The organism is Luteimonas panaciterrae, from assembly GCF_020511115.1.
In the GTDB taxonomy this organism is placed as follows: domain Bacteria; phylum Pseudomonadota; class Gammaproteobacteria; order Xanthomonadales; family Xanthomonadaceae; genus Luteimonas; species Luteimonas panaciterrae.
In genome coordinates this window covers 75,838-88,377 of the sequence record NZ_JAJAVH010000017.1, presented here as the reverse complement: position 1 = coordinate 88,377, position 12,540 = coordinate 75,838, and the positions used below count along the sequence as shown (strand labels likewise).

Sequence of the window (12,540 nt, the reverse complement as noted above, 5' to 3'; positions counted from 1 at the left end):
CGGGCTGAACTACATGCAGCAGCGGTACTACGATCCCAATATCGGGCGGTTCCTCTCCGTCGATCCGGTCACGGCATACGAGAAGCCTGGACAGAACTTCAATCGCTACTGGTACGCCAACAACAATCCCTACAAGTTCACTGATCCGGATGGGCGCTATGCCTGCTCAGGTAGCAAGACAGATTGTGGAAACTTTGATAAAGCAATCAGCATGGCTAAAGAAGCCTCTACTAGCTCAAAGTTGACCCAAGAACAAAGAAGCACTCTAAATGCCGCTGTGAACTTCTTTGGCGAAAAAGGCAATACTGATGTAAAAGTATCATTTGGTGATCTAAAGGGAGATTTTGCTCAGATCAATACAGACCGCGAAGGAAAAGGAAGCGTTACTTTCGATCTGAATGCTATTGGATCAAAGAGTCCCGGAGAATCCGGCCTAGTTAACGGCTTATCCATGAGGAGCTTGCATGAAGGCGATCATGGCGTACGTATCGTCAACGAAGGGTTTCCAGGCTCCAGGACGGAACGATTTAATCGGGAACAGTCAGGTTATCGTACAGAGGCCTTTTATCAAAAAGCTACCGGCTTCCTCCAGAATTCCAACAACCTTTGGACGCCTTGGAATCCAGGGAGTGGCATAGACGAAAAAGCCATCGACGCAAGAGCGGGAATGTCGGTAATGTCGTCGTGCGCCGGGTCAAGCGAGGGTAGCTGCCGGTGAGGCGATTTTTCATGAAATTTTGTTTGCCGGCAGGTCTGTTGACGACTGCGATCTTGGGCTGTGCGAACCACTCTTCAGTAACTCCCACTGTTACGGATGACAGGCGTGGCTACTCTGTTAATCCAGGCGATTTTTGGGGCATCAACTTCAAAGCTGGCGAACCGTCTTCTAACGGCTCATTATTGAGTGCTTTATCCAGCCCACGTGATCGCGAGGCCCTTAAAAACGATCTCGCAGTGCTCAAGAAGATGCCATCTAATGTAACCTTAAGAGTGCTTGGCTTCACCGACTCGAAGGAGTGTTCAGACGTCGAATGCATGAAGTTGTCGTTGCGAAGAGCCAGCTCATTGCATGATTGGTTAATTGAGCAAGGCATACCCAAGTCGCGACTAGATGTTCCTCATGGATTAGGCAGCGCGAGAGCCATCGGAGACAATGAAACAGAGGATGGCCGGGCCCGAAACAGGCGGGCCTACATCAGTTACGAGGCTGCTCCTTAAGCGCACCAAACATAGCCGAAACTAATGAAGGGCAGAAATTAATTCGTATTAATTTCACAACAAATCTCTCACGCAACTCGAACAAGCAATAGCCATTCCACCTTCTCCAATCGAGAGAATTTGTTAATGAAATCTATATTCTTCGCACTACTGTTTGTCTCCGCCCTGTCCGCGCAAGCCGCGCTATTCGACAAATCGCCCGAGAAATCAGCCGCCGAGGCCGCGCGCGATGGCTTGCTCGCGGCGACGATCTGGGTCGACGCCAGCTGGGGTTTCCGTAATCAGGGCGCGGCGAATTCGCTCAGCAAGGCGCATCAGGCCTTCGCGACTCGTGGCTACAAAGTGGTCAGTGTGCAGCCCTACATCGAGAACGGCGATCTGCAGGGCTTCTTCGTGACCTACCAGAAGCCCTAGCCGTTCTTTCCCGCCGCGAATTCCCGGCGATAGGAATTCAAGTGCGCGGCAAGGTGACGCCGGTCTGCCCCTGATACTTGCCGCCGCGATCCCGGTACGAGGTCTCGCACACTTCGTCCGACTGGAAGAACAGCATCTGCGCCACGCCTTCGTTGGCGTAGATGCGCGCCGGCAGCGGCGTGGTGTTGCTGAATTCGAGCGTGACGTGGCCTTCCCATTCCGGCTCCAGCGGCGTCACGTTGACGATGATGCCGCAGCGCGCGTAGGTGCTCTTGCCCAGGCACACGACCAGCGTATCGCGCGGGATGCGGAAGTACTCGACGGTGCGTGCCAGTGCGAAGGAGTTCGGCGGAATGATGCAGACGTCCGCTTCGATGTCGACGAAGCTGCCGCTGTCGAAATGTTTCGGATCGACGATCGTCGAGTTGATGTTGGTGAACACCTTGAACTCGCGCGAGCAGCGCACGTCGTAACCGTAGCTGGAGGTGCCGTAGCTGACGATGCGATGGCCGTCGGCGGCGGTCTTCACCTGTCCCGGCTCGAACGGCTCGATCATGCCGTGCTCTTTCGCCATCCGCTGAATCCAGCGGTCACTCTTGATGCTCATGCGTGCTTCCCGAAGGCCTTGCGGCCGAATGTGGATATTGTAGGACGTCGGCCCATGGCGTCGTAGGCGCATGCCGTCGAAGCGCCCGGAATCCGGGCGGATGGAGTCGTCAGGTGCTTCACGCTTACAGCAGCGAGGCCGAGATCGGCGTCGCCGCGCGCGGCCGCTTCGCCAACTCCTCCACCAGCCTGCGCGCGGCCTGACGATAGGCTTGCGCGGCGGGCGAATCCGGCATCGCCGCCACGATCGGCTTGCCGGCATCGCCCTGCTCGCGGATGCCGATCTCCAGCGGCAGCGAGCCCAGCAGCGGAACGCCGTACTGCGCGGCCATCTTCTCGCCGCCGCCGCTGCCGAAGATGTGTTCGGCATGACCGCAATTCGAGCACACGTGGATCGCCATGTTCTCGATCAGGCCCAGCACCGGCACCTGCACCTTCTCGAACATCTTCAGTGCCTTCCTGGCATCCAGCGTCGCTACGTCCTGCGGCGTGGTGACGATCACCGCGCCGGCCACCGGAATCTTCTGCGCCAGCGTCAGCTGGATGTCGCCGGTGCCGGGCGGCAGATCGACGATCAGGTAGTCCAAGCCTTCCTCGCCGCCCCAGAGCGTCTCGTTGAGCAACTGCGTCAGCGCCGAGGTAGCCATCGGGCCGCGCCAGATCATCGGCGTGTCCTGGTCAACCAGCAATCCGATCGACATCGCCTCGATGCCGTGGGCGTGCATCGGCTCGATCGATTTTCCATCCGGGCTGTCCGGCCGGCCGGACAAGCCCAGCATCATCGGCACGCTAGGGCCGTAGACGTCGGCATCCAGCACGCCGACCCGCGCGCCGTCGGCGGCCAGGGCCAGGGCCAGGTTCACCGCGGTCGTGGACTTGCCCACGCCGCCCTTTCCCGAGCCAATCGCGATGATGTTTCGGATGCGAGCCAGCGGCTGCAGGTTCGGCTGGACGACATGGGAAGGAGGACGCGCGCTCATCGGGGCCGTCCGGGTCTGGGGTTGCATGGTTTGCTCCGCATCGGGAACTCAATCTCGGGATTGTGCAACGCACAAAATCCCGGGAGCAACCGCGTCCGTCGATTCTGGCTGGCAGATGAATGTGGCAGCGCTATTAATATCATGTTAAGTTCACGTGTACGACATGTGAAGTTTGTCGTTAAGGGACGTAACTTGTTGATATTACTAGGGGATTCAATGATGAAAGTTCATGCATGGGGAGTTAAACGACACCAATTGACGGCCGCGCTGTCAGCGGCACTGTTGATGCCGGCTTGCGGTGTCGCTCTGGCCCAGGAAGGGCAGGAAGCACAAGCAAACCCGCAAGCCACGAGTGAAGCATCGTCTTCCTCAACGACCCAGCTCGACAAGGTGACGGTCGTCGGCTCGCGCATCAAGCGAGCGGAAATCGAAGGCCCGACACCGGTGACCGTGATCACCGCCGATGACATTGAAAAGCAAGGCTTTTCCACCGTTTACGACGCACTGACGACGCTGACCCAGTTCACCGGCACAGTGCAGAACGAACTCAACCAGAGCGGCTTCACGCCGAACGCCAGCTTCCTGAACCTGCGCGGCCTCGGCCCCGGCTACCAGTTGATCCTGATCAACGGCCGCCGCACGGCTGACTATCCGATGCCGTACAACAGCCAGTCCAACGCCGTGAACCTGGCCAACATCCCGGCAGCGGCCATCGAGCGCGTGGAAGTGCTCTCGGGCGGCGCCTCGGCGATCTACGGCTCCGACGCCGTGGCCGGCGTGGTCAACATCGTCATGAAGACCAACTTCGACGGCGACGAGTTCACCCTGCGCGGCGGCACCACCACCCGTGGCGGCGGCGATAGCGCGCGCTTGCAGTGGGTCGGCGGCAAGACCGGCGAAAAGTGGAACCTCACCTACGCCTTCGAGTATCTGTCGCGCGAGGAAATCTTCGCTTCGCAGCGTGATTTCATGGATTCGTATCGCGATGATCCAAAGGCAGGCCCTGAAAATGCTACTGCCACGATCGGCATCCGCTTGCGCAACCGTTCAATCGGTACTGGCTTGAATGCATATGTCTATCCTGATGGTGAGGACGCCGCCTCGACTTGCGCTCGCTTCGCCCCCGACTTCGAGCTTGAAAAGCGTGGGGTCTGCGGCTACTTCGGCTATCCCGCCACACAGGAAATCCGCAATTCAGATAGCAATCTGAGTGCATATCTGTATGGCACATATGATTTCAGCAATGGCTTACAGGCCTTCGCGCAGCTCAGCGCGTCGAAAGCAGACGCCAAGATCGCGTCGGCGACGCAATTCTGGCAACCGGGCCTTTTCTATGATCCAAACATTGACGGAATTCTTGATGGGCAGCGCATTTTCACGCCCAACGAAGGTGGCGGTCTGGAGGCCAACCAGACTAAGGTCAATGAACGTTCCATTGACGTTGCGGCGGGATTGCGCGGCTCACTCTTCAATGACCGATTCGATTGGGAGGCTACGGTTTCCCATGCTCGTTATAAGCTGGAAACAAGTCAGCCTCGCTTCCTAGAGAACAAAGTCAGGGATTACTTCCTCGGACCGCAACTCGGCATGGCGGGCCCTTATCCGGTTCATGAAATAAATATTGACCGCTACTTCTCTCCGCTTAGCCCGGATACCTTCCAATCCTTGATCACCAAGGTGAAGACCGACGCCGAGTCGGAAGTCTCGCAGGCTTCGTTCACGATCTCTGGCGATCTCTTTGAATTACCCGCCGGACCGGTTGGCATCGCTGCCGTCATCGAAGGCGCACGTCAGAAGTACGAACTCAATCCCGATCCGCGCATCGACCCCAACTACGCCGGTTCCGAGCCGATCTACAACCTGACCGGCACCGGTGGCGGCGGCGAACGCGACCGCTACGCGATCGGCGTCGAGCTCAGCATTCCGATCTTCGAACCGCTGAAGGCGAGCCTGGCCGGTCGCTACGACAAGTACGACGACGTCACGGACGTGAACGGCGCATTCACTTGGTCGGCCGGCCTGGAATATCGTCCGGTCGAGAGCCTGCTGTTGCGTGGCGGCTATGCCACCAGCTTCCGCGCTCCGGACATGCACTACATCTTCGCCGAGGAATCCGGCTTCTTCACCCAAATTCCTGACGAGTATCGCTGCCGGCGCGACGGCCATAATGCTACCGATGATATTTGCCAAACGGCGGCATATACCTATCAGGTCTTCGGCCTACGTCGCGGCAGCAAGGATTTGGAAGAGGAAGAAGGCAAGTCCTATACCGCCGGTTTCGTGTGGGACGTCATCGACGGCATGTCGGTGAGCATGGACTACTACAACATCAAGCTCGAAGGCGCCGTTGACGACATCAATACCGGATACTTGTTCCGTGAAGAGGCTGCCTGCCGTCTTGGCACGGATCGTGCGGGCAACCCCGTTGATCCCAATTCGTCCAGCTGCCAATTCTTCACTGGCCTGGTTACCCGTTTGGGGGTAGACGAGATCAATGATGACGAGGTTGATTTCTACCGTTCGTTCCCGATCAATCAGGCCATGCTAAAAACCAGTGGTATCGACGCGCGCTGGCGCTATCGCCTGGATACAGATCGCCTGGGTCAGTTCAACTTCGGCCTGGGCTGGACCCACGTCCTGAAGATGGAAGAACAGCTATTCCCCGGTGCCGAGATTCGCAATATCCGCGACGACAAGCAGTACTTCAACTTCCGCAGCCGCATCAACTGGGAAGTGAATTGGGAGTTGGATGACTGGACCGTCAACCTCAACGGCTATCGTTGGGGCTCGCTGCCGAACTGGGAAGAAACTGGCCGTATTGGCTCCTATGTCATCTGGAACCTGGCAGTTCAGAAGGAAATCACTGAGAAGGCCACGATCGGCATCGCGGTCAACAATGTGTTCGACGAGCTGCATCCGACGGACAATAGCTACAACACGTATCCGTTCTTCTGGCGCGCCTATAGCCCGATCGGCCGCGAGGTCTTCGCCAGCTTCAAGTACAAGTTCAACTGATCCATGCAAGCCCCAGAAGCCCGGCGAAAGCCGGGCTTCTGCTTTTTGGCCGATCCAGAATCGAATCCTCGGGCATGAGCGCTCGACCAGGCATGCCCCATCGGTAGCGGCAACGCGAAGACGCATCGGGTACGCTAGGGCTGTCAGTCCTTCCGGGAGAGAAAGATGCGCATCCGATCCTTCGCTTGCCTGTTCCTGCTCGCATTGCTACCTGCCGCCGCATCCGCGCAGGATTCACCGATCGGCCGCTGGAAAACCATCGATGACGAAACCGGCAAGGCGAAGTCGATCGTGGAGATCACCCAGGCATCGAACGGGACACTGCAGGGCAAGGTGGTGGAGATCCTGCAGTCCGATCATGGACCGAATCCGGTATGCGAGAAGTGCCAGGGCGCCAACAAGAACAAGCCGATCAAGGGGATGACCATCCTGTGGGGCTTGAAGAAGGACGGGCAGATCTGGAACAGCGGAACCGTGCTCGATCCCGAGAAGGGCAAGACCTACAAGTCGAAACTGGAGCTGCTGGATGGTGGGCAGAAGCTTGGCATGTCGGGGTGTATCGTTTTTCTGTGCCGGCAGCAGGTGTGGCAGCGTCAGTAGACGTGGTGCCTTCGTGATTCAGATGATCTGAGTCATTGCGACGGATGCTGTGCGCATCGGTCGTACCTGGTCAGTGCGTGATGCCATCCATGGCGGCGCGATACAGGCTTCGGATCGTCCGGCCCGGCCATCCATGGCCGGGCGTTCGCGACCGCAGTCGATGCCGATAGGGCATCGACTAAGCGCGGTCGCTCACCCTTTCAGCAATGCGGCCTTGAGGTCTTCCTGGACCGGCTTCTTGCCGACCCAGAGTCCCAGCAGCGCCGACACCATCTGCGGGCTGCGGATTTCATCGAGCTCTTTGCCCTTGTAGCTGATCCGGGTATTGCCCTCGGCGCTGAAATCCAGAGTCAGGCGGTCACCCTCTTTCACGTTGCCGACCTGCTTGAACAATCCATCCAGTTCGGCGATCTGCGGCTTGAGCGCATTGAACTCAGCGCTCGAGAGGCTGTTCTCCAGGCCTTCGTGGAAAGCTTCGGACAGCGTGGCGGCCTCGAGGTCGCGCTTCATCACCAGCACGGCGCGGCGCGGCTCCTTGGCGTTCTGGATGGCACTGCCGTCCTTGGTCTTCGCCGGCACGTACAGGCCGATCACATAGACCTTGAACATGGCGTACTTGACGCGCACACCGGCGCCGTTGAGCACCAGATTGGTTCCGCCGACGGTCACCGAATCCTCGAGTTTGACGCCGGAGACCTGAGCGGCAGGTGCTGCGGCGGTGGCGGTAGCAAGCAAGAGAAACAAAACAAGGCGTTTCATGCTGTTGACTCCAATGGCTGTGGTCGAAAAATCACCGGTCGAAAGCCGCGCTATCGGCGCGGCATCAGCACCCGCCCCCTCCCGGAGATCGAGTCGGCGGAACATAACACGGCAGTTCCGCGACGGAATGGTCCTCCCGCCGGGCTGAACGGAAGCCGTTGCCCTCCCTTCGCATGTGATAATCCAAGCATTACCTAGAACAGCCGCCCCACCACAACACGCATCATGTCCAGCACCGCCCTCGTCACGACCGCCCTGCCCTACGCCAACGGGCCGCTCCATCTCGGCCATCTGGTGGGCTACATCCAGGCCGACATCTGGGTGCGCGCGCGGCGAATGGCGGGTGCGACCACGCATTTCGTCTGCGCCGACGATACGCACGGCACACCGATCATGCTGGCGGCGGAAAAGGCCGGAACCACGCCGGAGCAGTTCATCGCCGGCATCCAGGCCAGCCACGAGCGCGATTTCGCCGCGTTCGGGGTGGCGTTCGATCATTACGACTCGACCAACTCCGAACGCAACCGCGCGCTGACCGAGGCGTTCTACACGAAGCTCGACGCCAACGGCCACATCTCGCGGCGCTCGGTGGCGCAGCTGTACGACCCGGTGAAGGGCATGTTCCTGCCCGACCGCTACGTCAAGGGCATCTGCCCCAACTGCGGCACGCCGGATCAGTACGGTGACAACTGCGAGAACTGCGGCGCGACGTACTCGCCCACCGAATTGAAATCACCGTACTCCGTGGTCAGCGGCGCGACGCCGGAGCTGCGCGAGTCGGAGCATTTCTTCTTCGAGGTCGGCCAGTTCGATGCCTTCCTGCGCGAATGGCTGTCGGGCGACGTCGCCACGTCCGGCGTGAAAGCGAAGCTGCAGGAATGGCTGGATGGCGAAGGCGGGCTGCGCGCCTGGGACATCTCGCGCGATGCACCCTACTTCGGCTTCGAGATTCCCGGCCATCCCGGCAAGTTCCTCTACGTCTGGCTGGACGCGCCGATCGGTTATCTCAGCAGCTTCCAGGCGCTGTGCGAGCGCACTGGTCTGAATTTCTTCGATTATCTGGCCCGCGACAGCGCGGCGGAGATGCACCATTTCATCGGCAAGGACATCGTCAACTTCCACGGCCTGTTCTGGCCGGCCGTATTGCATGGCGCCGGTTTCCGCGCGCCGACGCGGCTGCACGTCAACGGCTATCTGATGGTGGACGGCGCCAAGATGTCGAAATCGCGCGGCACCTTCGTCATGGCGCGCACGTATCTCGACAGCGGCCTGCCACCGGAAGCCTTGCGCTACTACTTCGCCGCGAAATCCTCGGGCGGCGTCGACGATCTCGACCTCAACCTCAGCGATTTCGTCGCGCGTGTGAATTCGGACGTGGTCGGCAAGTTCGTCAACCTCGCCAGCCGCTGCGCCGGCTTCATCGAGAAGCGTTTCGCCGGCCGCCTCGCCGCAGCGTTGCCCGATGCGGCGATGTATGCGCGCTTCGTCGAGGCGCTCGCACCCGTGCGCGAGTCCTACGAACGCAACGACCCCGCATCCGCATTGCGCGCGACCATGGCGCTGGCCGACGAAGCCAACCGCTACATCGACGACCACAAGCCTTGGGTGTTGGCGAAGCAGGAAGGCGCCGAGGACGAGTTGCAGCGCGTCTGCACGCAAGGGCTGAACCTGTTCCGCGTTCTGTCCGCGGCGCTCGCGCCGGTATTGCCGGCGATGGCACACCAGATCGCGAACTTCCTCGCCACGCCGCTCGACAACTGGCACGCGCTCGACGCGCCGTTGCTCGACCACGTGATCCAGCCCTACACGCCACTGTTCACCCGAATCGACCCGAAACAGATCGAAGCCATGACCGAAGCCAGCAAGGAAACCCTCTCGCCCACCGTCAATGGCAACGAAGCCGCGAAGGCCGCACCCGCCGCTGCCGCTCCGGCCACATCCGCGGCACCGGCGCTCGGCGAAACGGTTGGCATCGACGATTTCGCAAAGCTCGATCTGCGCATCGGCAAGGTGCTGGCCTGCTCCTTTGTCGACGGCTCGGACAAGCTGCTGCGCTTCGAACTGGATGCCGGCGAACTGGGCACGCGCCAGATCTTCTCGGGTATTCGCGCCAGCTACGGCGAGCCGGAGAAACTGGTTGGGCGCAGCGTCGTCTTCATCGCCAATCTGGCGCCGCGCAAGATGCGTTTCGGCGTGAGCGAAGGCATGATCCTGTCCGCCGGTTTTGACGGCGGCGAGCTGAAGCTGCTCGACGTCGATGCCGGCGCGCAGCCGGGCATGCCGGTGCGATGAAGCCACGGGCGATGCCCTACGCTCTGCTCGTCATTCCTGCGAAGGCGGGAATCCAAGGACTTTCGTCCCATCGGATAACCGATAACAAAGTCCATGGATTCCCGCCTTCGCGGGAATGACGAGCAACAGCAGTACGCTACGCGTAGCTTCCAGATTACTGACCTGATGTCCGCCAATCTCGTCGAACGCATCGACCGCCTTCTCCCGCAAACCCAATGCGGGCAATGCGGCTACGACGGCTGCCGGCCTTATGCCGAAGCGATGGCGCGTCACGAGGCAGACATCGATCGCTGCCCGCCCGGCGGCGACGCGGGCGCACGCGCGTTGGCAAGATTGCTGGACGTCCCCGAAAAGCCTTACGACCGAACGCGCGGGGCGCACAAACCGCCAAGCATCGCCATCGTCATCGAGGCCGACTGCATCGGCTGCACCAAGTGCATCCAGGCCTGCCCGGTCGACGCCATCATCGGCGGTTCGAAACTGATGCACACCGTGCTCGAACCGCTATGCACCGGCTGCGAGCTTTGCGTGCCCGCCTGTCCGGTCGATTGCATCGAGATGGTTGCCAGCGCCTGACGATCAGCGCTGGCGCGATTTCTTTTTCGGCGCGGCGCCCTGGGTCTTGCAGACCGAGCAGATGCGCTCGACCGTATAGCCCTTCGCACGCAGTTTCTCGACGACGCCGTCGCTGCCCAGCAGATGCAGCGTCCCGACCACCACCAGCTTGTCGTCGGTCCCAGGCGCGCTCAGCATCGCCTCGATCTTCGGCACCCAGGTATCGTTGCGCGCGACGTTGATGCGCTGGTACAACCTGGGATATTCCTGCTTCATCTCCGCCGCCATTTCGTCCCACAGCTTGGCTTCATCGGCGGCGCGCCAGGCCGTGTGCATGTCCTCGATTTCCTTGTTGCCCTCGTTCGCTTCCGAGATGGATTCATCGAGGAACTGCAACTGCTCATCGCCGTTCATCCCGTCGAGGAAGGCGATCTGCTCGTCTGCCGTTTCCAGACCGGAAGCCGGCTTCTTCGCCGCTGCGGCGGCCGCGATGAAATGCTGATCGAGGCCGAGCTTGGCATCGAGGCCATATTTGTTCATCTCGATCAGCGTGATCAGCAGACCAACGTACCACGGCTCGAAACGCTGCAGCGCCTGCGGCGGCATGCCGATCTGCTGCAAGGAACTCTGGTTGGCGTCGATCCACGCTTTCAACTTCGCCCTCAACTCGGGCGACAGTTCGCTATCGAGCGTCTTGCCATCCAGACGCATCGCCGCCTGCGCCATCCGCAATCCCAGTTGCGGCGAGGTCATCTCATCCGGTCCGAGTTCGAATACCAGCGATTTCGAGTCGGCGAATGCCTTGTTCACATCCGACGACAAAGGATAGTCATCGGGTTTGAGCAGATGGAACGAACCCAGCAGATAGACCGCATTGTCCGCATCGGACACCTTCCACAGCAGCGGCACCGGCGGGTCCTTCGGCGGCACGAGCACGACGGTTTCCACCGGCGGGCTCGAATGCACAACAGGCGGCTGCACGGCAGGCGCCGGAGCCTGAGCCGCCGGCGACTGCGCATCGGCGCCGCTGATCAGCAGGAGACAGGCCGCCAACGGCAGCAGCGCGGCACGGAGTTTTGCGATCGGCATCATCGTGAGCATGGCGTCCTTCGGATCAGTGCTTGGACGCGGCGTACTGCTTCTCGCCGGCCGTGACCGCGAGATCGAGCCGGTTCTCCGGCGGCGGCAGCGGACAGGTCGCGAACGACGTGAACGCGCACGGCGGGTTGTAGGCGCGATTGAAATCGAGCACGACCTTGCCGGTGGCGTCGGGTTTGTCGGCGTAGAGGAAACGTCCCGCGCTGTAGCTGCCATGGCCGTTGGTGCGATCGGCGAAGATCAGGAAGAGGCTGCCGTCGCCCTCGTCCAGCGCCTCGATGCGATAGGTCTTGCCATCACGCTGGAACTCGACCGCGCCCGGATTCGGCACGTCGTTGGTGTCGCCGATGATGTCGGGAATCGGAATCGTCTTGCCCGGTGCGTTGGCGACGAACTTGGCGTCGACCTTCCACGACGGATCGGCCGGCCAGTATTCGAGTCCGGCGAATCCGGTGCGGGTTTCCGCATCGGCATGCTTGACGCGCAAGGCGCGACGACCGCTGCGCTCGATCACCGTGATCTTGCCCTTGCCGTCGTCGAAGCCGATGACGCTCGGCGTCTCGCTCTTGTCGTCGAACAATTGCACGCGGCTCTTGAGCGGCTTGTCGTCGAGGGTCAGCACCACGCCTCGCTCCGGCGTGAAGAACAGCTTGTCGTCTTGCTGCTGCAGCAAGCCCATCTTCTCCGGCCCCTTGGCGAGGCGGATGCCGCTACCCGGACTGCTGCCAATGTAATGCGCCTTGAGCTGAATCCAGTGCAGGCCGATCAGACTGGTCCAGCCGTCGGGCTTGAGCAGGTTGTCGTGGCGTTCCTTGCGCCAGGCGTTCTCCTCGGCGGCGAAAGCGGGACTGGCGGGTTTCGCCGGCGCCGATGCCGGTGCCGATTCCGGCTTGGCCGTCGTCGATGCCGACGACGATTGCGAGGATTCACCACACGCCGCGAGCGCGCAGCCGCACAACAGCATGAAACATACCTTCATGGAGCGCACCATCGTCTTGCGCAT

At 60.6% G+C, this 12,540-nt stretch carries 12 protein-coding genes; 7 read left to right on the top strand and 5 right to left on the bottom strand.

What is annotated here, in order from left to right; translation table 11 throughout:
- The 3 genes from LG367_RS17100 to LG367_RS17090 all read left to right on the top strand — a co-directional run.
- Positions 1-718: RHS repeat-associated core domain-containing protein (locus LG367_RS17100; RefSeq protein ID WP_226470474.1), on the top strand; the 718-nt coding region annotated here is incomplete at its 5' end.
- 11 nt (positions 719-729) lie between these two features.
- Positions 730-1,218: an OmpA family protein gene (locus LG367_RS18770; protein WP_226470473.1), complete on the top strand. Its 489-nt coding sequence runs from the start codon at positions 730-732 to the stop codon at positions 1,216-1,218.
- Positions 1,219-1,344: 126 nt separating this feature from the next.
- Positions 1,345-1,632 carry a hypothetical protein gene (locus tag LG367_RS17090; protein ID WP_226470472.1) on the top strand — a complete coding sequence of 96 codons (288 nt, stop codon included), beginning with the start codon at positions 1,345-1,347 and terminating at the stop codon, positions 1,630-1,632.
- Between the two features lie 37 nt (positions 1,633-1,669).
- On the opposite strand, the gene dcd is transcribed toward LG367_RS17090, so the two are convergent.
- Positions 1,670-2,239 carry a dCTP deaminase gene (gene dcd, locus LG367_RS17085; protein WP_226470471.1) on the bottom strand — a complete coding sequence of 190 codons (570 nt, stop codon included), beginning with the start codon at positions 2,237-2,239 and terminating at the stop codon, positions 1,670-1,672.
- Positions 2,240-2,363: 124 nt separating this feature from the next.
- The gene (apbC, locus tag LG367_RS17080; RefSeq protein ID WP_226470470.1) at positions 2,364-3,218 is read right to left on the bottom strand and encodes an iron-sulfur cluster carrier protein ApbC; all 855 of its coding nucleotides are present in this window, start codon (positions 3,216-3,218) and stop codon (positions 2,364-2,366) included.
- A gap of 219 nt (positions 3,219-3,437) precedes the next feature.
- On the opposite strand from apbC, the gene LG367_RS17075 reads away from it, so the two are divergent.
- Both LG367_RS17075 and LG367_RS17070 read left to right on the top strand, forming a co-directional pair.
- The gene (locus LG367_RS17075; RefSeq protein ID WP_226470469.1) at positions 3,438-6,233 is read left to right on the top strand and encodes a TonB-dependent receptor plug domain-containing protein; all 2,796 of its coding nucleotides are present in this window, start codon (positions 3,438-3,440) and stop codon (positions 6,231-6,233) included.
- A gap of 165 nt (positions 6,234-6,398) precedes the next feature.
- Complete coding sequence (locus LG367_RS17070) at positions 6,399-6,833, top strand: DUF2147 domain-containing protein (RefSeq protein ID WP_226470468.1); 435 nt, start codon at positions 6,399-6,401, stop codon at positions 6,831-6,833.
- 192 nt (positions 6,834-7,025) lie between these two features.
- Here the strand turns inward: LG367_RS17070 and LG367_RS17065 are convergent, their stop codons facing one another.
- Entirely contained in the window at positions 7,026-7,592 is a 567-nt protein-coding gene (locus LG367_RS17065; protein ID WP_226470467.1) for a chalcone isomerase family protein, read from the bottom strand.
- Positions 7,593-7,817: 225 nt separating this feature from the next.
- Between LG367_RS17065 and metG the strand changes: the two genes are divergently transcribed.
- The gene (gene metG, locus LG367_RS17060; RefSeq protein WP_226470466.1) at positions 7,818-9,884 is read left to right on the top strand and encodes a methionine--tRNA ligase; all 2,067 of its coding nucleotides are present in this window, start codon (positions 7,818-7,820) and stop codon (positions 9,882-9,884) included.
- A gap of 165 nt (positions 9,885-10,049) precedes the next feature.
- Entirely contained in the window at positions 10,050-10,460 is a 411-nt protein-coding gene (rnfB, locus tag LG367_RS17055) for an Rnf electron transport complex subunit RnfB (RefSeq protein ID WP_226470483.1), read from the top strand.
- Positions 10,461-10,463: 3 nt separating this feature from the next.
- Here the strand turns inward: rnfB and LG367_RS17050 are convergent, their stop codons facing one another.
- Both LG367_RS17050 and LG367_RS17045 read right to left on the bottom strand, forming a co-directional pair.
- Positions 10,464-11,528, bottom strand: coding sequence for a TraB/GumN family protein (locus LG367_RS17050; RefSeq protein ID WP_425491002.1), 1,065 nt, complete (start codon positions 11,526-11,528; stop codon positions 10,464-10,466).
- A gap of 25 nt (positions 11,529-11,553) precedes the next feature.
- Entirely contained in the window at positions 11,554-12,540 is a 987-nt protein-coding gene (locus LG367_RS17045) for a DUF1684 domain-containing protein (protein WP_425491001.1), read from the bottom strand.

Coding starts and splice junctions, on each gene's coding strand:
- LG367_RS18770 (WP_226470473.1), top strand. CDS start 730: ATGAAATTTTGTTTGCCGGCAGGTCTGTTGACGACTGCGATCTTGGGC.
- LG367_RS17090 (WP_226470472.1), top strand. CDS start 1,345: ATGAAATCTATATTCTTCGCACTACTGTTTGTCTCCGCCCTGTCCGCG.
- dcd (WP_226470471.1), bottom strand. CDS start 2,239: ATGAGCATCAAGAGTGACCGCTGGATTCAGCGGATGGCGAAAGAGCAC.
- apbC (WP_226470470.1), bottom strand. CDS start 3,218: ATGAGCGCGCGTCCTCCTTCCCATGTCGTCCAGCCGAACCTGCAGCCG.
- LG367_RS17075 (WP_226470469.1), top strand. CDS start 3,438: ATGAAAGTTCATGCATGGGGAGTTAAACGACACCAATTGACGGCCGCG.
- LG367_RS17070 (WP_226470468.1), top strand. CDS start 6,399: ATGCGCATCCGATCCTTCGCTTGCCTGTTCCTGCTCGCATTGCTACCT.
- LG367_RS17065 (WP_226470467.1), bottom strand. CDS start 7,592: ATGAAACGCCTTGTTTTGTTTCTCTTGCTTGCTACCGCCACCGCCGCA.
- metG (WP_226470466.1), top strand. CDS start 7,818: ATGTCCAGCACCGCCCTCGTCACGACCGCCCTGCCCTACGCCAACGGG.
- rnfB (WP_226470483.1), top strand. CDS start 10,050: ATGTCCGCCAATCTCGTCGAACGCATCGACCGCCTTCTCCCGCAAACC.
- LG367_RS17050 (WP_425491002.1), bottom strand. CDS start 11,528: ATGCCGATCGCAAAACTCCGTGCCGCGCTGCTGCCGTTGGCGGCCTGT.
- LG367_RS17045 (WP_425491001.1), bottom strand. CDS start 12,540: ATGCGCAAGACGATGGTGCGCTCCATGAAGGTATGTTTCATGCTGTTG.